This is a genomic window from Pelosinus propionicus DSM 13327 (genome assembly GCF_900114615.1).
GTDB classification, from domain to species: domain Bacteria; phylum Bacillota; class Negativicutes; order DSM-13327; family DSM-13327; genus Pelosinus; species Pelosinus propionicus.
On record NZ_FOTS01000068.1, the window covers coordinates 1 to 23705 of the forward strand.

The 23705-nt window shown below is 39.1% G+C and carries 22 protein-coding genes; 20 read left to right on the plus strand and 2 right to left on the minus strand.

Features of this window, described 5'->3' with window-relative positions; translation table 11 throughout:
- The first annotated feature begins 336 nt into the window (after positions 1 to 336).
- The 3 genes from BMZ99_RS23285 (at position 337) to BMZ99_RS23295 (ending at position 3462) form a co-directional block, all read left to right on the plus strand.
- Entirely contained in the window at positions 337 to 696 is a 360-nt protein-coding gene (locus tag BMZ99_RS23285) for a PadR family transcriptional regulator (protein ID WP_090943621.1), read from the plus strand.
- A 116-nt stretch (positions 697 to 812) separates the two neighbouring features.
- On the plus strand, positions 813 to 1796 hold the full coding sequence (locus BMZ99_RS23290) for an HlyD family secretion protein (RefSeq protein WP_245755130.1): 984 nt from the start codon (positions 813 to 815) through the stop codon (positions 1794 to 1796).
- A 97-nt stretch (positions 1797 to 1893) separates the two neighbouring features.
- Entirely contained in the window at positions 1894 to 3462 is a 1569-nt protein-coding gene (locus tag BMZ99_RS23295; protein WP_245755131.1) for a DHA2 family efflux MFS transporter permease subunit, read from the plus strand.
- A gap of 221 nt (positions 3463 to 3683) precedes the next feature.
- Here the strand turns inward: BMZ99_RS23295 and BMZ99_RS23300 are convergent, their stop codons facing one another.
- Positions 3684 to 4013, minus strand: coding sequence for a TIGR04076 family protein (locus BMZ99_RS23300; protein ID WP_090943630.1), 330 nt, complete (start codon positions 4011 to 4013; stop codon positions 3684 to 3686).
- A 111-nt stretch (positions 4014 to 4124) separates the two neighbouring features.
- Between BMZ99_RS23300 and BMZ99_RS23305 the strand changes: the two genes are divergently transcribed.
- From BMZ99_RS23305 to BMZ99_RS23315, 3 genes are all read left to right on the plus strand, one after another.
- Positions 4125 to 4454 carry a winged helix-turn-helix transcriptional regulator gene (locus BMZ99_RS23305; RefSeq protein ID WP_217645141.1) on the plus strand — a complete coding sequence of 110 codons (330 nt, stop codon included), beginning with the start codon at positions 4125 to 4127 and terminating at the stop codon, positions 4452 to 4454.
- A 192-nt stretch (positions 4455 to 4646) separates the two neighbouring features.
- A complete protein-coding gene (locus tag BMZ99_RS23310; RefSeq protein WP_090943635.1) occupies positions 4647 to 5105 on the plus strand; it encodes a MarR family winged helix-turn-helix transcriptional regulator in 459 nt (152 codons plus the stop codon).
- Positions 5092 to 6534: a DHA2 family efflux MFS transporter permease subunit gene (locus BMZ99_RS23315; RefSeq protein ID WP_245755132.1), complete on the plus strand. Its 1443-nt coding sequence runs from the start codon at positions 5092 to 5094 to the stop codon at positions 6532 to 6534. Before BMZ99_RS23310 ends, BMZ99_RS23315 begins: the two co-directional genes overlap by 14 nt.
- A gap of 22 nt (positions 6535 to 6556) precedes the next feature.
- On the opposite strand, the gene BMZ99_RS26595 is transcribed toward BMZ99_RS23315, so the two are convergent.
- Positions 6557 to 6721, minus strand: a complete 165-nt coding sequence (locus BMZ99_RS26595; RefSeq protein WP_175490680.1) for a hypothetical protein — start codon at positions 6719 to 6721, stop codon at positions 6557 to 6559.
- Between the two features lie 22 nt (positions 6722 to 6743).
- Between BMZ99_RS26595 and BMZ99_RS23320 the strand changes: the two genes are divergently transcribed.
- From BMZ99_RS23320 to BMZ99_RS23385, 14 genes are all read left to right on the plus strand, one after another.
- Positions 6744 to 9542, plus strand: coding sequence for a hypothetical protein (locus tag BMZ99_RS23320; protein ID WP_139214835.1), 2799 nt, complete (start codon positions 6744 to 6746; stop codon positions 9540 to 9542).
- 294 nt (positions 9543 to 9836) lie between these two features.
- Positions 9837 to 10475 (plus strand): lactate utilization protein, encoded by a 639-nt coding sequence (locus tag BMZ99_RS23325; RefSeq protein WP_090943641.1) that lies wholly within the window; start codon positions 9837 to 9839, stop codon positions 10473 to 10475.
- A 134-nt stretch (positions 10476 to 10609) separates the two neighbouring features.
- Positions 10610 to 11482, plus strand: a complete 873-nt coding sequence (locus BMZ99_RS23330; RefSeq protein ID WP_245755133.1) for an AraC family transcriptional regulator — start codon at positions 10610 to 10612, stop codon at positions 11480 to 11482.
- Positions 11483 to 12334: 852 nt separating this feature from the next.
- The gene (iolM, locus tag BMZ99_RS23335) at positions 12335 to 13507 is read left to right on the plus strand and encodes a scyllo-inosose 3-dehydrogenase (RefSeq protein WP_090943646.1); all 1173 of its coding nucleotides are present in this window, start codon (positions 12335 to 12337) and stop codon (positions 13505 to 13507) included.
- Positions 13508 to 13535: 28 nt separating this feature from the next.
- The gene (gene iolN, locus BMZ99_RS23340; RefSeq protein ID WP_090943649.1) at positions 13536 to 14495 is read left to right on the plus strand and encodes a 3-dehydro-scyllo-inosose hydrolase; all 960 of its coding nucleotides are present in this window, start codon (positions 13536 to 13538) and stop codon (positions 14493 to 14495) included.
- 80 nt (positions 14496 to 14575) lie between these two features.
- Entirely contained in the window at positions 14576 to 15649 is a 1074-nt protein-coding gene (locus BMZ99_RS23345) for a zinc-dependent alcohol dehydrogenase (RefSeq protein ID WP_090943652.1), read from the plus strand.
- Positions 15650 to 15838: 189 nt separating this feature from the next.
- Positions 15839 to 17197 carry a sugar porter family MFS transporter gene (locus tag BMZ99_RS23350; RefSeq protein WP_090943655.1) on the plus strand — a complete coding sequence of 453 codons (1359 nt, stop codon included), beginning with the start codon at positions 15839 to 15841 and terminating at the stop codon, positions 17195 to 17197.
- A gap of 87 nt (positions 17198 to 17284) precedes the next feature.
- Positions 17285 to 18106 (plus strand): sugar phosphate isomerase/epimerase family protein, encoded by an 822-nt coding sequence (locus BMZ99_RS23355; protein ID WP_090943658.1) that lies wholly within the window; start codon positions 17285 to 17287, stop codon positions 18104 to 18106.
- A 47-nt stretch (positions 18107 to 18153) separates the two neighbouring features.
- Entirely contained in the window at positions 18154 to 19548 is a 1395-nt protein-coding gene (locus BMZ99_RS23360; RefSeq protein ID WP_175490681.1) for a sugar porter family MFS transporter, read from the plus strand.
- Between the two features lie 57 nt (positions 19549 to 19605).
- Positions 19606 to 20433, plus strand: a complete 828-nt coding sequence (locus BMZ99_RS23365; protein WP_090943660.1) for a sugar phosphate isomerase/epimerase family protein — start codon at positions 19606 to 19608, stop codon at positions 20431 to 20433.
- A 29-nt stretch (positions 20434 to 20462) separates the two neighbouring features.
- Positions 20463 to 21488 carry an inositol 2-dehydrogenase gene (iolG, locus tag BMZ99_RS23370; RefSeq protein WP_090943662.1) on the plus strand — a complete coding sequence of 342 codons (1026 nt, stop codon included), beginning with the start codon at positions 20463 to 20465 and terminating at the stop codon, positions 21486 to 21488.
- A 154-nt stretch (positions 21489 to 21642) separates the two neighbouring features.
- On the plus strand, positions 21643 to 22383 hold the full coding sequence (locus BMZ99_RS23375) for a sulfite exporter TauE/SafE family protein (RefSeq protein ID WP_245755134.1): 741 nt from the start codon (positions 21643 to 21645) through the stop codon (positions 22381 to 22383).
- A 67-nt stretch (positions 22384 to 22450) separates the two neighbouring features.
- Positions 22451 to 23200: a DeoR/GlpR family DNA-binding transcription regulator gene (locus tag BMZ99_RS23380; protein ID WP_090943665.1), complete on the plus strand. Its 750-nt coding sequence runs from the start codon at positions 22451 to 22453 to the stop codon at positions 23198 to 23200.
- Positions 23201 to 23394: 194 nt separating this feature from the next.
- On the plus strand, positions 23395 to 23705 hold a 311-nt coding region (locus BMZ99_RS23385), incomplete at its 3' end, for an iron-containing alcohol dehydrogenase (RefSeq protein ID WP_245755135.1).

Here is a 23705-nt window from a genome sequence, read left to right on the forward strand (position 1 = left end):
CTGAGAATAAGAAAGATAGAAAAGGAATACCCTGATCTTATTCACTGACCGCAGCCTCGCATAATAAGCATTCATCTGTGAAAGTCATTTTGCTGGATACCTTTCGCCCAGAGACGCAACATCTGTGTTAGCGGTATTTGATGAATAAGGCAGGCGTCAAGCTTTATAAGCAATAACCAAAAGGTTTCGCAAGGAGGATAAGACGTTACCTTTGCTAAATTCTCTTACAAATATTTTAGCATCAAGGGGTTCCTTTACGTGTTGAAAAAATAAAATAAGTTTTGTAAACAACGGCGGATTGTTGCTTACAAAACTTATTATACGAGGAGGTTTACAATGCCAAAGAAAAAGAATAATTATGAGACGCTAATGAATCTTATTATTGGCTTATATATCCTGAAAATACTTCAACAAGAACCTGCTTACGGAAATAAGTTAGCGTCGGAGATCAAGCGGCGTACTCAAGATTGTTATACACCTAATACAAATGCCCTGTATCCGCTCCTTCGTAAGATGGAAGAAAGAGGGTATATCGTCGGCGAATGGGATAGTCCTATGACTCGCGGTAAACGAATCTTTACTATTACCGATGGGGGCATTGCTCGTATACCTGCATTAGAAATCATGTTGCAGGAGCGAATCGACGAGGTGGAGCGAAGGATGAAACTTTTGCGTACGGATTTGCTTGGACAATAATACTGCTAATAGATACTTGCATATTAGATATAGCACTATAATAAATATTGATTTAGATAGTTTAATGAGGTGAAAGTTTGATGAGTCAAGCAAATTCGAAGTTAAGTAATCGTAGTATGATAATAATCATAAGCCTGCTTGTAGGGATTTTAGTTATCGGCGGAGTATGGTGGTGGATTCGCTCTGGGCGGATTGTTTCCACAGATGATGCCAGGGTAAAGGGAACTATTGTTGCAGTGAGCGCGAAAGTATCTGGCAGAGTGGAAAAAGTTTTAGTCAAAGAAGGAGATAGTATCCAAACTGGACAGGTCATAGCAACATTAGAGAAGGAAGAATTTGAAGCGCAGGTTGAGCAAGCCAAAGCGAATTTAGAGATGACAAAAGCTAAATTGGCAGCCGTAATTGCAGGTAATCGGCACCAAGAAGTTGCAGCAGCGAATGCTGCTGCTAGTCAAGCCGTGGCAAATTTGAATAATGTACAAAAAAACTATGAACGTGCGGAGGCTCTATATCATCAGGGAGCTATATCAATTCAGCAGCTTGAAACTGCTAAAACAGCTTCTGACGTTGCCCAGGCACAATATGCTGCTGCAAAAGAACAGTACAGCTTGTCTGCCGAAGGCTCACGACCAGAAGATATTCAAGTAGCGCAGGCTCAAGTTCGCCAAGCACAGGCGGCGTTAAACAATCTTGAACTTCAATTGGCAAATGCAACGGTAAAAGCACCTGTCTCGGGAGTAGTGGCGTTAAAATCTGTAGAAGATGGTGAAGTTATTTCTGCTGGACAACAACTTTTCAGTATAACGAATCTTGCAGATGTATGGATTAATGCTAACATAGAAGAAACGTATATTGGTCGAATCAAAGTTGATCAGCCAGTCGAATTTACGATAGACGCTTTTCCTGGAAAGAAGTTTATCGGTCATGTAATAGAGGTTGGTCCAGCGACTGGATCTCAATTTTCCTTATTGTCAACAGAGAATAGTTCCAGCAATTTCACAAAAGTTACACAGCGGCTGCCTATTAAAATACAAGCTGATGAATCCGATTATATTCTTAAACCAGGGATGTCTGCGATAGTAAGTATTAGTACAAAGTAAACAAAAGTGCTCTTATATGGTTAAGCTCTTAATGCAAAATTAGGTCTTCTTTATACAGATGCGTTATTGTTTTTTCAAAAAGGAAGGTAGTTGCTCGATGTTTAAGAAATATGCTATTCTATGTGCAGTTTGCTTAGGAACCATATTGAGTGCTTATGTGAGTAGCTGTGTGAACATTGCGCTGCCGAACATAATGGCGGCGCTGAATTTCAACATGGATTCTGTTGTATGGGTTTCATTAGCATATATGCTGCCTTATGGTTCTACACTTCCTTTAACTGGTAAGTTAGGAGATCAGTTTGGGGCAAAAAAAGTCTATATTATTGGACTGATTATATTTACGATTGCTTCTTTCTCTTGTGGAGTTGCTGCGAATTCAGTTAGTATGCTCTTTTTTCGTATTGTACAGGGAGTTGGAGCGGGAATGCTGCTGCCAAATGCCATGGCGATTGTTGCAGCAACCTTCGATGCTCATGAGCGGGGAGCTGCATTGGGGATATGGAGTGCAATGGCTGCTGCAGGGAGTGCGATGGGACCGACAATTGGTGGATATTTAATTGAAAACTTTGACTGGCGATCTATATTTTTTTCGGTGATACCTTTCTGTATCATTAGTATCGGCTATGCCTTTGCAGTTATACCCAAATCGAAGCAAAACTCCGCAACGAAGATTGATTATCTTGGTGCCGCTCTTTTAATTGCAAGTATCAGCTCGCTGCTGATTGCTCTAAATCAGGGGCAAAAAGAAGGATGGGATTCTCTTTATATCGTGCTGTTGTTTTACTTGAGTTTTGCTTCTTTTGTTTTATTTGTTGCATTTGAACTAAAAGTCACAAATCCCATGATTGAGGTTGACTTATTCCGTAATATTAATTTTACTATTGCCAATGTAGTGGGCTTTATTTCCTTTGTGGCATTTTATGGTGGTATGTTTTTAATGCCGTTTTTTTTGAAATCCATTTTAGATTATAGTTCTACTACAGCAGGTTTAGTAATGCTTCCAATGACGGCAACGATGGTTGTTTTTGCTCCAATTGGGGGGCGGCTGGCTGATCGCTTTGGTTCTCGTCTTCCGGCTTTTGTGGGAATAATAATGATTTCAGGTGCATTATATTCATTAGAGACAATCAATCCGGATTATGCAGCACATGACTTCTTTTATAGGCTTACGCTGTTTGGTATGGGACTTGGTTTTACGATGTCACCATTAAGTAACTGTGCCATTGGGTCGCTTCCGAGAGATAAAATTGGGGTAGGTTCCGGGATCTTCAACCTTGCAAAGATTATTGGCGGCAGTATTGGTGTGGTCTTCGCCGAGACGCTGTTGACTCGCCGGGAAATATACCATACTGCGATTTTAAAAGAATATCTAAATGCGGCGACTCATTCCTCCCAGGAGTTATTTAAATTATTAAGTGGGTTGTGGGGAAATCAAGGAATGGATAGTACGATGCTATCTGAGGCCGCTCATGGATGGTTAACGGGACAAGGACTATTACCACAGCAATATAGTATGTTAAAAGCAATCTTAAGTAAGATGGTGGCTAAGCAAGCGACAATTTTGTCCTTTCAGGATGTTTTTCATACGATAGCATTTTTGTGCTTATGCGGTGGTATCATAGCACTGTTCATTCAAAAGAAGACAGTTGCTCCTCAGTCGAAGTAGGCAGAATAAAAAAACGTTATCAATACCTGTTGGCCTCTTAATCATATTTATCAGACGGAACTAAATATCAGAATATAATCGAAGAACCTCGGATTTGTGCATCAATCCGAGGTCTTGCTTGTAAGATCACGAATTTCTACAAGAAGAAAGGGCGTTTTAAACTCGGCATTAATAATTTTTGGAAGTTATAACATCGAATTTTGTGCAAGCTATACCCGCTTTTACAGATCATCTATTCTTGACACTTGGTCGGTGGCTGTAATTTTGAAAATCACTGGTCTTAAACCATCATTACAGCTGCATATTGCCATTCCTGGTTTGTCGATCCAATCACCATAATAAAAGATGTCACTTCCATGTGCTAGAGCAAATACATATTGATACATCGCTTTCCATGCTTCGTCGCATAAATCTTTAGGTTTAGCGTAATCACCATAATAGATATCACCAACTTTATGCATTGGAGATTTCCCTAGCCCTTTGCATCCATACGCTCTTACTAAGTCCTCATCAAATGTAGTTTTAATAACTTCAATTTTGCACTTGTTCATATTTTCTGCTCCTTTACATTGATATATCTATATCTTACAATGAAAAGGAAATAGATTTAAGTATGCACTTTTGTGCCGCATACTGGTGAAAAGGTAAGTGATACTATGAGTATGAGAGAAGAAAAACCAATCAACAGACTGCAAGATACACCATTTGGCTATACGTTGTCAATTATCAGCGGCAAGTGGAAAATGGTCATTTTGTACTGGCTGGTCGAAGCACAGCCAATACGATATAATGAGCTGCAACGATTGATTGGTACAATCTCACATAAAACCTTAAGTGTACAACTTAAAGAATTAGAAAATGATGGCTTAATTATACGCAGAGAGTATCCGCAAATCCCTCCCAAAGTTGAATATAACTTATCGGAAAAAGGGCAATCACTTTATCCTCTAATGGAATCGATGTGCCAATGGGGGGAGAAATACAAAACGTAATTGTCCAGATGTAAAGTAGGTAACTTTCTATCTGTTACTAGATAGGAGGTTACTTATTTTTTATAATATACAAACTGCAATTTTTACATCTGAGAAAAATAGAATCTCGTAATAAATAGTTGATAAAACATATTTAGTTATGTATAATAATTACTAATAGTAATTATGTGAGTATTAGAAAAGAGGGATACTGTGGCTAAGGATGAAATGGTCATTCCCATATTAGAAACGTTGTGGCTTGCCAAAAAAGCACTAGAATGTATGCCGGAATTACCTAAGGATATGAAACCCAGTCATATTCGTGTACTGGATGTGATTTATAAAAAGTACCATCAAAACGGGAGCGTTCGGGTCACCGATGTGAGTACGGCTATGCAGATTACTAAGCCCAGCATTACAAAACTGATAAACGAGCTGGTTGAGATAGAAATGGTCAGAAAAACAATAGATGATGATGATAAAAGAATTGTACTGGTGGAACCTACGACCCTTGGCAAAGAATGTGTTCAAAAGTATGTTCTAGATTATCATGCAAAGCTGGCGGAATATTTTTCTGAAATGGAGCAAGGAAAATATCTGTCAATGATAGAGACTGTAGAATTCATCTATCAGTCTATGAAAGAGGTATCTAGAAAAAATGATGAATTGTAAAAGTAAAGATATTGAGATCCCAGCCCAAGCTCACTTGTCTGATCGTAATATAATGATCGCCGTTGTATCCATTGCGATTGTTACCTTTATTGGCATTCTCTCAGAAACAGCTTTAAATATTGCCTATGCGTTGTTAATGAATGAATTTGGCATATCAGCTTCTGTAATTCAATGGCTTACAACAGGATATCTGTTAGCGTTATCCATCTTATTGCCACTTTCTCCACTATTTGTGAGGCATTTTCGGACAAAGACATTATTCCAGGCAGCAGTAACCATTTTTACGTTTGGAACACTTCTTTGTGCATTTACGTTGAATTTTGAAATGCTATTTCTCGGAAGAATTGTTCAGGCAATAGGAACCAGTATTTCATTTCCATTAATGATGAACATCATCTTAGAAAAAATTCCGGTTGCTAGGCGGGGAAAATGTATGGGAATCGTTGGACTTGTCACTAGTTTTGCACCCGCATTAGGTCCTACTTTTGGAGGGTTTGTTATTGAATGGATAAACTGGCACTGGATTTTTATCAGTATGCTGCCGATACTTGTAGTTTCGTTTATATTGGGCAGTAAATACATTCCTGACATTCATTCGAAGGAAAAAAAATCGATTGATTATCTGTCTGTTCTTTTGTCCACTATTGCTTTTGTAGGGATTGTCTATGGAGTGAGTATATCCGATTTAGGATGGAGCAGTCCTGCTGTGCTTAGCTATATTATAATGGGAGGGCTTAGTTTGGCAGCATTTGCGTACAGGCAGCTACGATTGGCTAAACCGTTGATTCAGGTGCGTGTGTTTTCCAATTCCATGTTTACCATAGGTGCATGTATTGTTATGATCAGTATGATGACTGTATTAGCCGCAGGCTTTGTGCTGCCACTGTATATACAAAAGTCATTGGGATATGCCAGCATCGCTGCCGCCTTGGCAATGCTGCCTGGCGCGATTGTCAATGGAATCATGTCGCCGGTTGCCGGCAAGTTTTACGATAAACATGGTCCTAGGCTTTTACTTTTTATTGGGTTTTTGCTGCTTAGTATTACCCTGCTTCTTTTTTCATTTGTATCGATTACCCTTTTCGAATTAACCATTATCTATACTGTTTTCATGTTTGGCGCTTCTATGCTGGCAATGCCGGCGCAAACTAATAGTCTTAATCAGCTGCCCCGGCAATATTATGCAGATGGAGCTGCCATTATGGGTACATTGCAGCAAGTGGCCGGTGCTGTGGGAACTGCGCTTGCCTCAAGTCTTTTAACAATAAACAGTGTGAAATATTCCCAATCGTTTTCCAGTGTGACGGCAGATGGTATCGCTCAGTCGATAGCATTCGGAACTCAGCAGAATTTCATAGTTTTTCTGATTTTGTCTGTTATCGGTTTGATATTGACATTGTTTGTGCGAAAAAATACGATTTCTGCCTAAGGTAGAATGAAAGGATGGTGTTTCACTTGAAAAAACGATATATTTGTCTTACCTTATGTCTATTCTTTTTCCTATTTACAGCAGGATTATCCATACATGCTCTGGCTGAAGGGCTGCCAGAACCACCGCCAGGATTACCACCTGGTGGAGGAATGCCCGCGTCAACGACTTCTTCAGTCTCAGCCACTGAGGGGGATTGGACATTTAAGATGGTTACCTCAGGTGATACTACAACCAGTACGATTACTTCTTACGCTGGCAAGAGCAATCATAGGATTATCGTGCCAAGTGTACTTGGTGGCGCCAAGGTTACAGCGATCGCATCTCAGGCATTCGGTCACCACAATGAAATTGCAGCAGTCTATGTGCCAGATACGGTTGAAAAAGTCGAGGAATGGGCTTTTTATGATCTGAATACGGCAACCATTTTTTCTTTTGCCAACTCAAAAGTGGAGATAAAAGATGGAGCCTTCATGAGCAGTGGTAACGCTGTGCTTTACCTCCCTGCTGGTACGACGCAGAAGTCAGCAGGCGGCAAAGACGTTGTAACAAATAGCACGGAAGTGGTTTCTGTTGCGATAGAAAACGAAAAAAAAGCGGCAATTGCTGGCGGAACGTATCTCAATATTGGGACGGTCGACAAAGAGAATCAAATAACAATAAATGATATTATTGCTATCGCCAGTGGTACTTTTACTATGAGAGAGAATCAGGAAAATGGTGCAGCTGCGATTACTTTTAGTGGTGATGATTATACAGTCGCTGAACAAAAGATTGTCATTGCTGATCCATTTCAAAATATAGTCAGCAGTGACAGCCTCAACAAAACCTTCCGGGTTCTGACAAAAGAAGATGCCAGTAAATTGAATCAAGCAATTGCAAGCAGCAGCTCCTATAGCGGGGTGAAAAATCTTCTCAACTTTACAGAAGGATACTACGTCAACGGCAATAAGGTTACACTAGATAAAGACGTCGTGGCATATGACGTCTCCACAGGGGCAGAACTGTATGGACCAAACAATACAGCAACCGCCCTGCAGAACGCAAATCCAAATCTTTATTACCAATACGTAGAGTATAAAGACACGGATAATGACGGCGATATCGATGTGATCTATTATTCACCATATCGCATTTCATACACCTATGGTACGGTTACGATTGCCAGTAACAATGGTAACCTCAACGGTCTTAGTGCCCGCACATCCTTAAATCCTGCCTACCTTTCCTTTGCTAACGCCATTGTGAAAGCAAAAGGAAGTGATGATGACCAAGTTTATCAGAAGCTAGAAGCCAACACCGCGAAAAGCGGAGATAAAGTGGGTGCTGAAGTGAACCAGGAACGCAGTGCGTTATGGGCAGACGACTATGGCACCATAAAGGTTGATAATTTACACGCTTCTTCTACTTCCACAGGAAACTGGGCTAAAATGTCCTATGAATCAGGTCTTAACGCTTATAATATGGAAGTGGTCATGGAGTGGGGCATGAACGCTGTACTTTACGCAACGAATGGCGGCGTTGTTACGGTTGGCAACATGAATGGTGAGCGAAGCACCATCTATGCTAATGGCGATGGTGCCAATGGTGTTCTTGCAGGCGGGGCTGGAAGCAATGCCGGTACTGGGGACGCTAAGTCTGATACGTCCAAAGTCTATGTGTATCACACGGACTTTAACCTTGAAGGCTGGAATAATCATGTAGCTGATGTTGTATACGGCGGTTACGCTTATCTGGAAGATGTTAAAGCCACCACTGGTATGCCGGGAAGCTATGCCGTGGGACAGGGTTCAGCTTTGGCAAATGATTTCGGCAACGGTGTTGTAGATGCTAAGAACTTCCACTCGACAGTTTACGGCAACCGCTCAGCCGGCATTTATGTCATCGGCGGCGGTGTTGTCACAACCAAAGACTCCTCCTTTATCTCTAAAATGGATGCTGGACTGGTAGCGGCCTCCGGCGGTACTTTGCGTATGGATGACAGCTTGGCAACAGGTCAGATGGCATTTAGAAATCGGGGCGGCATCACACCTAATTCCACCTCTGTATTTAATAATGTCTCTTTCATTGCCGATAAGGACATCTCGGGCTATGTAACAGGCGAAAATGCATATAAAGCTGTAGAAGCATGGAGAACAGCCAGTGGTGGTACAGCTCTTAGTCACTATATGATGAGCGATCCCACAATGACGATTGGTCAGCTCTGCAAAAATTATGGGATATCCAAAGACAAAGTAAAAATACTTCTTACTGCCCTCAGCAAGACGGCAGGTAAGTCCTATACGGAAAACACCCTGCTTAGAAACAGTGTCTTGGATAACACCTTCTACAATTACTCTGCTGGTCAATATTCCGGGGACACTGACTTTTCCCATATTCCTTACCTCACGGTGGGCAGTTCTTTTGGTGGTTTGACAAGCTCGGTATTTGAGTTTGAATCCGCCGGAGTGAATCTAGAATTGAATAACAGCACGTTTAAGAACACCAACAATGAAAACTATAACTACCTTGTGGCGTCAGAAGCGGGCTCTGCTCCCGTACTCAAATTCAATCAATCAAATGCAAACGGCATCATTTGGAATGAAGGCGATATAGTCCGTGCTGTCGAAGGTCGAAGTTCCGATAGAAGTTCCTCACTCACATCCCACTTTACTAATTCGACTTTTACCGGCTCCTTTGCCGACGGTTATAACGGACTATGGGAAGTTGAGGGCCTCTCATATACTGATATTGCTGGTGATACATCCAGCTTTAACGGTAATTATTACAAAGCAAAAGCCAACTGGAAAAATTCCGCCAGCTTTGACAAAAATTCTGTATGGATCGTAAATCATGATTCCTACCTGGGCAATTTAACGATTGAAGATGGAGCAATGGTAAAGGCTCCAACAGGTTCTTCTCTGATTATGACAATCGATGGGCAGGAAACCAAAATTGAACCAGGTACGTATAAAGGTCAAATCATTATTAAAGTCATCATGGACAATACGAGTAAATCTTTGAAATGATAGCTGAATTTCAGGAATAACATAGGATTTTTAAGGCAAATAAATAATTGCAGTTTTCTAGAAAAAGGCTTTACGAGGTTTTCGTAAAGTCTTTTTCGTTTTCTTTATAACAATGCAGTGCATTCAATTGGTGTATGCTGACCTAAAAGAAAGTTTAGTATAAAAATGGATACTATATAACAATTAAGTGCCTACTTGCTGGTTTTAGTTTTGGTATCTATTATTATAAATGTGAGAGTATACTTAAAGAAGACATTAAATGGCTCACCAAAACTATTTTAGGGGGAATCAAAGTTGGCAATAAAAAATTGGCATAACGAAACAATAGGGAAAAAAGCGGTGGATGCTTTAATAAAAAATGAATTTGACGCCATCTATTTTGCAACGAAAAAAGAGGCAGCAGCTTTTATTATGGGGTATGTAAAGCCGGGAACTACAGTGGGATTTGGCGGATCAATGACAATCAACAGCATGGCAATTCAAGAACAGGTAAAGGACGCTGGCGGAAAAGTGATTGATCATGGTGCAGCAGGGCTGACTATGGAAGAAAAGATTGCTACTGCTAGAGAAGAATTGCTTAGTGACTTATTCTTATGCAGCAGTAATGCGATTACATTAGATGGTTTACTGGTCAATATAGACGGAATGGGAAATCGGGTAAGTGCAATGACTTTTGGGCCTAAGAAAGTAATGATAGTCGTTAGTACAGATAAAATATGCAGGGATGAAAAAGCTGCTTTTGAAAGATTAGAAAGTATTGCTGCACCCATGAATAATAAAAGGCTAGATATGCCAAATCCTTGTACGAGAACAGGTTCCTGTATGAACTGCCAGGCTAAAACTAGAATTTGCAGAGTATATTCGGTAATGAGAAAAAAACCGATGGTGACAGATATTACGGTAGTCGTTGTAGGAGAAAGTGCTGGATATTAATAACCGATGGCCGATTCTGATTTTTGCAGAATGGAAAACTTTTTAATACTTTAAGATTATAAAAAACTATATTTTTATTGTATATAAAGCTAAAATAAATTTATAGGAATCTTAAAGTGTTGGAAGGTGCTACGATGATACAATGTTTTATGAAAACGAATTACACTTCCTATTTCTCAAAAGGGAGCTTGCCTCGTTTATTTTCGGCCAGCAAGATAGATGCTAGCTACAGCATGTATCCACGTATCTTGCATAAACATGAAGATATGCTGGAAATTCTGTTAGTACGCAGTGGCAGCGGCGTATACATTGTGGATGAAAAGCGTTACTCCATTCAAAAAGGCGATATCATCATTTGTAATTGTAATGTTCTGCATGATGAAGACCCAACACAAAGCAAAAATTTGAATACCTATTGCTGTACATTGACGAATGTAGAGATTATAGGATTTGATAAGAACTGTCTGATTCATAAAACAGCTTGTCCCGTTCTTCATAGTAATGAATTGTTTGAAACAATGGAAAATTTAATGGGTATGATTTACTTTTTACTGGCATCGGATATGGAAAAAATGGAAGAAGCTTGCTCTTTTCTTGCTGTTTCTTTAGTCGCTCTGTTACTGCAAATCGTCCATAAAACTGAAATGGCCGATTCTGATAATAAGAAAAGCACCTATGAACTGCTGGGCATCCGTATCAAGCAATATATTGACACCCATTACGATGAAGCTCTTACACTGCATTCCATCAGTGAAGCAATGCATATTAATCCGTATTATTTGGCACATGTATTTAAAGACACAATTGGCTATTCTCCTATGAGATATACCATGCGCCGCCGAATTGGTGAAGCACAGAGCCTGCTGATTACCACACAATACTCTGTTACACAGATTGCCAATATCGTTGGTTATGATAATCCAAATCACTTTAATCTTCTCTTTACAAAATATGTGGGCATGCCTCCCAGCAAATACCGCAATTCATATACCAAGGAAAAAGGATAATTTTTGATTGGAAGTTATATTTTAATATTAAAATCAAGAAGAGTCGTTCCAAAATCAAAATAGATCCAGATTGCTTAAATAGTAATGGAATTACAGAGATAAACTGCATAGGAAAGGCTAAGATATAAAGTTTTAATGGCTGTCAATAAGTCTTTGGAAGAAAGGCGTCCTGTGAAATATACAAAATAAAGCTAGGTTCTGCGGAACCTAGCTTTATTTTGTATATTTACAGATGGTTTTCTTGGAGCGTTTAGCTAAAGAACTTCCTTGCTGCTTAATTTGAATAACTGTTTTGGACTACACATTTTACAGCATAAAAGCAGAAATCACAAGACTATATAGAAACAAAAGCAGCTGAGAAATTAGTATAATTTCAAGTAAACCCCAATTATAAAAGTTACAACAATTATATAAAAGCAAGAATTGATAGAATGAAAATTTTTTTGCTGCTTGACTTTTAGCAATGAATTGTGACTGCAAAATTTTTAGTATGAAATACAAACCGCAAGATTGTGTAGAAACTGTAGAAACAAAACCGCTGAATTTCACAGTATATTTCAGATAAACTTGTATGATGAGAGCTATAAAAACAAGAATAGTATAAACGAAATAACCTTTTTTACTATTTGCCTTGAGTTAACAGATTGCACCAACCAATTACAGTATAAAAATATAAATAGCAAGATTGTATAAAAGTTGTAAAAATTGCAGCAACAAATTAACAGAAAATTTTACTATATTATAAACAAAACTGAATTATAGGAATTATAAGAAAAACAAGAATTGTATAGAAAGAAATACCGAATAATTCTATGATTAAAGTGTAGATCCGACAAGAGAAGGGGGACAAAAATGAGAGCATTTTACGTTGAAGCAGACTGGGCTCCTAAAGATGGATACCAGTTATCCGAACGTGAGCTGAGCACTAAACGAGCACTGAGGGGCAATTCCATTTGGAAAAATATTAAAGGGTCTGTAGTTGATCGTCCCATGCCCAAATATGATGATGATCAAGTATTAATTAAAGTTGGAGCAGCGGGTATCTGTGGTACAGATGCACATCTTCTGCGTCAAGATGAAGATGGTTATTCTAAATACGATGGTCATTCTAAGTACCCGATTATCACAGGACATGAATTTTCTGGAGAAATCATCGAAATTGGTAAAAATGTCAAAAAACTAAAAGTTGGTGATCTAGTCAGTGTGGAATCTATGCATTGGTGTGGTGAATGTGATGCTTGCCGCCGTGGGATGTTCAATCAGTGCAAAGATTTAGAAGAGCCGGGACTTACTTATGATGGTGGCTTTGCTGAGTATGCCGCTGTAAGATCAAAATATTGTTATCCGCTCAATGATATTGTTAATTACTATGGAGATAAAATGACGGCGTTAGAGTTGGGGGCGCTGATCGAACCAACAGGTGTTGCCTATAATGGATTATTTGTACGCGGTGGCGGCATCCGTCCAGGCGGCCATGTTGTAGTGTTTGGTGCAGGTCCAATTGGGCTTGCTGCAATTTCACTGATGAAAACAGCAGGTGCGGCAAAATTGATCTGTTTTGAAAGCATTCCTGAAAGAGTAGAACTCGCTAAGCAATGTGGTGCCGATGCGGTCTATAATCCGCTAGATTTTAATTCGGCGGATGAGCAGGCGCAAATGCTAATGGAGATCACCAATGGAGTTGGGATTTCACTGTTTGCTGAATGTGCAGGTGCAACAAAATTTACTTATCCGGTGATGGGGAAGGCAATCGCCATTGGTGGTAAAACGATTCAAATTGGGCATACCATTGGTCTTACGCCAGTTGATATTTTTAACTGGCAATGGAATGCAGCTACCATTAGTGGTTCTAACGGACAATCCGGTCAAGGCATTTATCCGGATGTCATTGCTTTAATGGCAGCAGGTCGCATTGATATGCGTAAAATGGTTACAGGGCGTTATCAGCTTGAGGACATTAAAGAAGGAATGAAAATTACAGCTGGAAAAGTTCTGGTTTCAACAGCATATGAAAAACAAAGTTGAACTACTATAATTTAGGAGGAATGTAACAATGTCAAAATGGCAAATTCCCGCAAAAGGCGGTAATATGGAAGCCGATAACGGAATCTACTATCAGAACATGACGAACAGAGAGGTTGCGGAAAGGCTAAAAAAGAACGACGTTATTTTAATTCCAGTCGGTTCTACGGAAAATCATGGACCCAATTCTCCCTATGGAGAAGATACATATCTTGATACTCGTCTTTGCGAACAAGTGGCAAAAGCAACTGGCTGCACGGTAGCTCAGCCAATTTGGTATGGTTCCCACCCGTACCATCATCTCGGTATGCCTGGTACCATCATGATACCCGAAGAAACGTTGGCAGATTATCTATGCTATGTATTTGCAGGATTTTGGAATACTGGCTTTCGAAAGATGATTGTCGTTAATGGGCATGGACAGGATTATGTAATTCCATTGGCAATTCACAAATTCGGCAAAAAGTTTCAGGTTCCCGGTGTTGTTTTATATGTTCACTTTTGGAATTGTGCTAAAGAACAACTTGATATTAAAGAAAACGGCGGCCCTTACGATACTCCGTTCATTCACGCTGATGAGGTGGAACAATCATGGTCCTTGGCATTGTTCCCTGAATTTTGTAAGCAGGAATATGCTGTTGCGACCAAACCTGCTCCGATGCTGCCGCCGGGACATATCAATAATTCTGCCGAGCGTGGTGTAGGTCCGATCAAGTGGTATAACGCTTTCGGTTCAGTCGGTATGGAGTGTATCTGTACACCAGAAGGGGTAATTGGTGATCCTACCCATGCCAATGCCGAAAAAGCACGTAAAGGTGTAGAAAGAACATTGGATTATTTGGAAAAGTTGGTTAATGATATTTTGGAAAAATACCCAGCAGGTCAACTGCCTCCTATTGAAAAAGTGACTCAACGGAATCGTGAAGATATTGAAGCTGTTATTAAAGGGCCGACTAACGGCGGCCGTCATATTTATACGTTGACGTATTGATACTTAGCTTTTCTATTTAGTAGTTAGGCTTGCCAAATAGCAATATTCTATAAATTAAGAATGAGAAGGAGAGAGGAAGAATGAAAAATCGTCCAACAGTATGTAAGGCTGCTTTTATGTATGGTCCTAAAGATTTAAGATTTGAGGATTTGGCATTGCCGCCATTGCAGCCTTATCAGGTGTTGATTAAACTAAAAGCCTGCGGTATATGTGGTTCCGATGTTGAATGCTATGAGGGGGAATCCGCCGAAGGACGTTATGATATAGCACCCTATGTGCCTGGTCATGAGTGGGCAGGACAGGCTGTAGAAATCGGCAGCGCTGTAACTTCAGTAAAGGTAGGCAATAAAGTTGTTGGTGACTGCGTACTGCCTTGTAATAATTGCGCAAATTGCAAGGATGGTAAAATGCCGTCTGCCTGCCTGAATATGCGAGAGCTTGGCTTTCGTCCGGATTCCCCCGGTGGTTGGGGCGAATATATGATCTTAGAAGAACAATATACTCATGTAATCCCTGATGATTGGGGTTATGAATTAGGAGCATGGGTGGAAACTTTTAATGTGGGCTATTGGGGTGTATGGGGCAATGATTGCAATCCCGATGCTTCTGACGATGTTGCCATCATTGGCGCAGGACCAATCGGTATGTGTGCTGCAATGGTTTGTGCGGCTTCTGGTGCCAACGTGATCGCTATTGACCCCTTAGAAAAAAGACGCCAGAATATCTTAAATTATGGTGCAAATCATGTGGTAGACCCAACTGCTTGCAATGTAGAAGAAAAACTAAAGGAATTAACCAATGGGCGCGGACCTTCCATAGTCATTGAGTGTTCCGGTAATGACATCGGTATTGCCTCACTGTTTGATATTGCTGGTCATTCTGCCCGCGTTGGTGTTGTAGGGCATTCTATCGGGCGTAAAGTTCCCGTAGAAATCGGCAAAACCATCTGGAAAACTCTCCGACTTTCTGGTTCCGGCGGTACGAATAAGTGGTTCCCTAAAACGATTCGCTTTATGTCGCGTATCAAAGATAAATATGATTTTGCCGCGTTGAATTCTCATCATTATGATTTCTTTGATCTGGATAAGGCTATGGATCTTGCCTGTCACCATAAAGATATTGCACGCAAAGTTATGCTGACCTTTAAGGACTAAGATATCTTGCTTTATTAAGTTTTCTACAAATATAAAATCTAAGTGCAAAATTGGAAAGGGAGGGTGCGATGCATCACTCTTTCCGCCTAATCTTAATTTACTCATAAAGGTGAACTTAACGTTTTGGAGAAACACAGGAAAAATTTATATTATTTCACTTAAATCATGCTACTACAATGGAGGAACGAAATGAAGTTTAAAATTAATAGTTATGTCATTTATATCTTCGGTGCATTAGGCGGTTTGTTATTTGGTTACGACACCGGAGTTATTTCTGGGGCTATTTTATTTATTAAGTCAGATTTGAATTTGAACTCTTGGGCAGAAGGTATTGTTGTTAGTTCTATTTTAGTCGGAGCTATGATTGGTGCAGCTGCCAGCGGTGCGCTGTCAGACCAATATGGGCGCCGTAAGACAATTATGATTGCAGCAGTTATTTTTTGTATCGGAGCTCTTGGGTCAGGCATGTCTAGGAATATGGAAGAGCTAGTCATATATAGAATAGTATTAGGATTGGCGGTTGGTGGGGCTTCAGCATTGGTTCCGGTTTACTTGTCCGAATTAGCTCCATGTGAAAATCGCGGTGCTTTATCTAGTCTGAATCAGTTCATGATCATCCTCGGTATTTTATGTGCGTATATTGTAAACTTTGCTTTTGCACAAAGTGCTGATGGTTGGCGCTGGATGCTTGGTCTTGCATTTATTCCATCTGCCATTTTATTAATAGGAATGTTTTTTTTACCGGAAAGTCCTCGATGGTTAGTGAAAAACCGCCGAGAGAAAGAAGCCGCTTATGTTCTTAGCTTATTACGAGAAGGAAGCGATATACAAGGCGAATTAGAGGAAATTAAACAAACCTGTGCTGGAGAAAATAGTGGGTGGAAAGAGTTAACCTCGAAGTGGGTACGTCCAGCGCTTACATTAGGAGTTGGCTTAGCCCTTTTCCAACAGTTTATAGGTTGTAATACCGTGCTTTATTATGCACCAACCGTTTTTGTTAATGCTGGACTAGGTCGTTATGCAGCGATTTTAGGAACGATTGGAATTGGCGTTGCCATTCTTTTGGCTACAATTCTGGCAATGTGGAAGATTGACCAGATGGGACGCAAAAAGTTGTTGTTGATTGGCAATGTGGGAATGTCTATTAGTTTATTCCTGATCTGGATTGCAAGTGAGTTTTTTGGTCAAACAACAAGTTCTGCTTATACTACCATAGTTCTTTTTTGTAGTTATATCTTCTTTTTTGGAATAAGCTGGGGACCTGTCACATGGGTTATGTTAGGTGAAATATTCCCTCTCAGTGTGCGAGGGTTAGGTATGGGAGTATGTAGTGTAGTAAATTGGGGGTCAAATTTACTAATAGCATTAACTTTCCCTGTCTTATTAGAGCGGTTTGGCCATCTATTATTTGTTATATTTGCCTTTATAGGTATAGTTGCATTTCTTTTTATTAAATATAAGGCGATTGAAACCAAAGGAAAAACTCTTGAGCAAATTGAGATAGGCTTTCATCAAGTTGAAGCAGCAAAAGTTACCTTGGATTTATAAAGGAATTGGAAAAACTGTGATAATCTTGGGAGACAGGAATAGTTAAACTTGATCTATAAAATGAGCGTTAAAAGAAGGGCGATAAGGATGAAACAGTGGAAACTTGCAGTATCCTCTGCAGATGAAGCACCAAGAACTGCGCCAATTTTACTACAGGGTGATATCTGCAGCAATCTGCGAGAAGCGGCTCGTTTAGGCTATGACGCGATTGAAGTACATACTAGAGAAACGGCAGATTTAAATTATTCTGCAATTGAACAAACCATAAAGGAGTGCGGTACAAAAATTTGCATGATTATTACAGGTCGATTGAACACGGAAGGTCGCTGTAATTTGATTGACGATGCTCCTTATATTACCAAAGCTGCGATGGAGGGCATGAAACAGTATATTGATATGGCACAAAAACTTCATGCTGATCTTGTGGTTGGCTGGGTCAAAGGGAATATTCCCCCCGGCGGTAAACGTGACAAATACCTGGATAGATTGGCAAAGCATTTGAGAGAACTTGCTGATTATGGAGCAGAGCGCAATGTAAAATTAAATCTTGAAGTCATTAACCGCTATGAGGTTAATGTATTCACAACAGCTGAAGAAACGATGACGTTTTTAGAACACTATAAAATAGAAAATTGCTATGTGCATTTGGATACCTTTCATATGGGAATCGATGAATGTGATCCAGTAGCTGCAATTCAAAGATGTAAAGGAAAGCTGGGGTATATGCATTTTGCCGATAATTCTCGGCGTTATCCCGGAAGTGGGCAATTTGATTTTTGGAAAATTCTGAAAACTTTAAAAGAAATCGATTATGAAGGGTATATATCAGTAGAATGCCTACCAGAGCCGGATGGATTGACTGCGTCAGAAAAAGCCTTGATTTTTTTGAAAAATTTATTTGAGAAGTGATTTATATAAATAAGAATTACTATGAGAATAAAAAGAGGTGTGTACATTTGAATACCAATGAAAAGCCATTATGTAGCAAATTAACTTCTATTTCATTGATTTCTACGTTAGGTGGATTGCTATTTGGTCTTGACACAGGAGTTATCAATGGGGCCTTGCCTTTTATGTCTGCTGCTGATCAGTTAAATTTGACGCCTGCTCTTGAAGGGGCTGTTACAAGCTCGTTACTATTAGGTGCGGCTTTTGGCTCTGTTGTAGGAGGTCATTTATCCGATCGTTTTGGTCGACGAAAAGCTCTTATCGGATTAGCTATATTGTTCTTTGGTGCAACAATGGGATGTACTTTATCTCCTACGGCGCATGTGATGATATTGTTTCGCTTCTTGCTTGGTTTGGCAGTAGGAGGAGCGTCTGTTACGGTTCCCACTTACCTTGCAGAACTTTCTCCACGAGACGGGCGAGGGCGATTGGTTACACGCAATGAATTGATGATCGTAACGGGGCAATTTCTTGCTTTTTTGTTTAATGCTATTTTTGGTGTCTTATTGGGCCATACAGGACATGTGTGGCGGTATATGTTAGGTATCGCTGCTATTCCTGCGATATTTTTGTTCTTTGGTATGCTTCGTATGCCAGAAAGTCCACGTTGGCTGGTAGTTAAAGGAAAGATTTCTGAGGCTTTAAATGTTTTAGTTCAAGTGAGGGAAAAAGAAACAGCGATTGCCGAATTAAATGAAATTCAAGACAATATTAAAGAGCAGAGCCATCTTTCAAAAGTCACATATAAGGATCTTATGGAACCCTGGGTTTTTCGTATTGTTCTGATTGGAATCGGGATTGGAATTGTGCAGCAAATTACAGGAGTGAACTCAATTAATTATTATGGAACACAAATTTTACGTGAATCTGGATTTACGATGCAGGCAGCATTGATTGCCAATACGGCCAATGGGGTTATATCAGTAACGGCAGTATTGATTGGAATATGGTTACTTGGTCGTGTCAGTCGGCGCTCCATATTTCTTGTTGGATTAATAACGACAAGCTTAGTGCAGTGTCTAATAGGGATTTTATCCATGACGTTGTCAGAATATTCATTTTTTCCGTGGATTATTTTGCTATTAATGGTGACATTTATGGCATTTTTTCAAGGGTGCATAGGTCCACTTACTTGGTTAATGATGGCAGAGATTTTCCCGGCGCGGTTTAAAGGACTAGGGATGGGAATCGCAGTTTTTTGCTCCTGGATCATGAATTTTGTTGTAGGTTTAACATTTCCTATTTTATTAAGTGCTTTTGGCTTATCTATGGTTTTCTTTGGTTTTTCAATCTGCGGATTTTTGTCAATCGTATTTGTATATAAATACGTACCAGAAACAAAGGGGAGGTCTTTAGAACAAATAGAACATTATTTTCGTAATTTTAAAAAAGTAATCGAGTAACATTGGTTTGTCACAGAATTTCTTTCCGTGTTAACACAGTTAGGAGGTGAAAAAATTATGAAACTTGGGATGAATGAAGCTACTTGTAAAGAAAATTCTACCTTAGAAAAAGACTTGATACTTTGTGAAAAGTATCATTACAGTTATATTGAAATTAGGCTGGATATGCTAAAAGATTACTTAAAAAAGCATTCCATAGAAGAACTGCAAAGTTTCTTTAAGACAAGTTATGTCAAGCCTTATGCGTTTAATTCTATTGAAGATATTAATTTTTGTTCAAAGAAACAATGGGAAGAAGTTGTTGCACTCTTTACCTTTGCCTGTGAGATGGGGCAAAAAATCGGCAATCCTTATATCATTGTCGTACCCACAATGAGCGATGATATGATCCAAAAGACAGAAAAGGAAATAGTTGATGACAGTGTTAAAGTACTACGAAATTTATCCGATATTGCCGTATCATATGGAATGAAATTAGCATTCGAGCCTATCGGAAACTCACGTTGGTGTGTTCGTAGCTTAGAACAATGTATGGATATTATTAATGCAGTAGATCGAAAGAATGTCGGTGTAGCATTTGATGCTTTCAATCTCTTTCTTTATAATAAACTGCAGAATATTGACTCTCTTAATCTCGTTCCAGTTGAAAAGATCTTTGTTTATCACATTGATGATAGTGAAGACCTACCACTGTCGGAGTTAGATCACTGTCACAGATTATTTCCCGGTGACGGTGTTATCCCTTTGAAGTTAATTACACAAAAACTTCATGAAAAGGGTTATGATGGCATTGCTTCCGTAGAACTTTTCCGACCAGAATATTGGGCAATGGATCCGGACGATGTCTTTCGTTTGGCAGCGAAGAAAACAAAACAGTTTTTGTAATTAATATATTTTTTAGGAGGAAAAACAAAATGCTAAAACAATTGAAAATTGGAATAATCGGTATGGGTAGGATTGGTAAGCTGCATGGTAATAATTTAACGTTTTCTGTACCTAACGCTAAAATTGAAGCAGTAGCGGATCTTTTTTTAAATGATGAAATGCGTACTTGGGCTCAAGGGCTAGGAATACAGAAGATTTATAATAATCCCGCACAGATTTTTTCTGATCAAGCAATTGAAGCCGTATTTATTTGCTCCTCTTCAGAAGGTCATGCCGACTTAATCATTCAAGCGGCAGCAGCAAAAAAACACATTTTCTGCGAAAAACCAATTCATACAAATGTCGCTAAGATTAACGAGGCGCTTGCAGCTGTAGAGAAAGCAGATGTTAAACTGCAAGTCGGTTTTGTACGCCGATTTGACCATAATCATAAAAAGGTAAGAGATGTTGTAGCTTCAGGACAAATGGGGACCCCTCACATCGTAAAAGTGACTTCGCGTGATCCTGAGCCGCAATCCATAGAGTACGTAAGTACATCCGGCGGTATTTTTCTCGACATGATGATCCATGATTTTGATATGGTGCGTTATCTTTCTGGCAGTGAGGTGACTGAGGTCACGGCAATCGGTGCTATTAAAATTGACGCAAGAATCCGAGAATTTTCCGATGTTGATACGGCAATTGTTCTGCTTAAATTCGAAAATAGTGCCATTGGTGTAATCGATAACAGCCGGGCTGCTCGTTATGGCTACGACCAGCGCGTTGAGGTGCATTGCGACAAAGGCTGCGTACAAGATTATAATGATCTCATTGATACGACGACGATTAGTACGAAGGACGGGGTTCACAGCGAGCGGCCAAAATGGTTTTTCCTCGAACGTTATAATCAAGCGTTTATCGCGGAAGCACAAGAATTTACGGCTGCGGTTTTAAATGATTCCGAACCTTCTGTTACAGGAATAGATGGGCTAATGCCTGTATTGATTGCCAAAGCCGCACAAAAATCATTGGATGAAGGCCGTACTGTTAAATTAACAGAACTTACTAGTCAATAATTCATCTTCGTTAATATTTCTAATAGTGATTCCACTGCAAAAAGTTTTTTGAAGTATTACTACTATTTTAAGTGGAAAAACACATGAAGTTTATTCGTAGATTGTTTTTGCAGTGGAATCGATGGTTTGTTATAAGGAGAAGATCTTTAAAATTATGTCTATTACACTAGCTGTTTTCATATTCACTGTACAATTTATGGCCTTTATTATTAAGGGGTTAGTTGGCTTTGGAAACCCTCTTTTATCCAATCCTCTTTTGGCGATGAGGCTAGATAATAAGGTTATTACTCCAGCTAACCTTTTACTAGATGCACCCATTAATGCTTGGATTGTATGGAAAAATCGAAAAGCTTTCTCTATAAAGAAAACTATGCCAATTGTAATCTTCATTATGTTAGGAGTAATTCCAGGAACATTATTTTTGAAAATGGGATCAGCTTGGATCATAAAAGGGCTTCTTGGTACATTTATTATTGGACTAGGCATAGAAATGATTACCCGAAATCGAAGTAAAACGATTACCCCCAACATGATGCTAAAGAGAATTGTGTCAATTACCTCAGGTTTCATGGCAGGCTTGTTTGGTATTAATATGTTGTTTTTAACTTATTTTGAACGAATCACCATAGACCGAAATGAATTTCGCAGCAACGTATGCTTTGTCTTTTTGGTTGAGAATATATTTCGTTTTATTGTCTACGCTGCAGCTGGAGTCTTTCAACCAATTGTATTTCAAATATTTGCAATATCAGTGCCAGCCGCAGTATTGGGAGTGTTTGTAGGCAGCAGAATTGACAAAAGAATAGGTGAAAAACTGATAAATCAATTGGTTATTGTTACTTTTATTTTGGGTGGCATCAGTATTTTAATAAAATCTCTTATTTTAAAAACATAGACATTTCATTAACACGTATGTTTGATGAAAGAAATAGTAAGAGAACTTTCATTTACAGGTGAGGGCAATGAGAAAGCTTAATCGGTTAAATCAAATAAAAAAAATTTTATGGGAACAGGAAATCGTACCCCTAGATCAATTATGCAATTTATTTCAGGTATCAAAAGGGACGATTCGTCGTGACGTTAACGAATTAGAAAAGCATGGTTCTATCAAGAAGATTTACGGTGGTATCATGCTCAATGAAAAAAACTCACAAGGGTCATTTGAACTCAGGGAAAAAAAATACCAAAAGAATGCTGCCAATTTAGCCAGTAACCTAGTAGTGAATGGTGATGTTCTTTATATTGATTCTGGTACAGAAAATATGTATTTGATGCCTTTTTTATCAGAGCGTTCGGACTTGACAATAATAACAGCTAACTTAAACGTTATTAACGAGGCATTGCAGTACCCTCAATTAGAAATTATCTCTACGGGTGGTATTCTTCATCGACCATCTAATGCTTTTGTTGGGTCCGCTGTCATAGACTTTCTGCAAAATTACAATATCTCCAAGAACTTTTTTTCTTCTTCTGGTGTTTCGATTACCAATGGAGTTACCAGTGCTTTTCCATTAGAATATGAAATTAAACGTTACTTAATCGAACGAGGAGAAACTAATATTTTATTGCTAGACTCCTCCAAAGTAGGAGTTGTTTCTTTGAAGACTTTTTGTAAACTTGAAGATTTAGATTATTTGGTTACTGACCAGCGACCATCAAAAGAGTATTGTGATTTTTTTTCTGCCCATAACGTTAGGCTGATTACTGAATAAAAGAAAAAGTACTGGTGTGATATATGCGGTAAGGAAGTAAAGCTTTGATGATTTCGATAAGACAATGAGACGGTGTGCTGTAGGGAACAGAATTCTATATGACGAGGGAGAGAGTTAAAAAAGAGATAAAATATGTTCTTAATTATAAGTATTAATATGACCAATACATACAAGAAGTTGTATGTAAGAAAAGGATGATGATTGTGTCGAACGTATTTTTAATTCCAAGAACCATTATTTCTGGGAATGATGCATTAGAGAAATCTGGTTCTTATTTAAAAAAATGTGGAAATAAAGCGTTTATCGTTACGGACAACATGATGGTGACCATTGGAAATATTCAAAAATTAGTCAACGTATTAGATAAACAAGAGATCGGATATGAATTGTTTGCAGAAATTAATAGTGAACCTACGGATCAAATGGTTTATCAAGGGGTTAAAACGTATAAAGAAACGAAATGTGATTTTCTGATCGCTATAGGCGGAGGCAGTCCGATTGATAC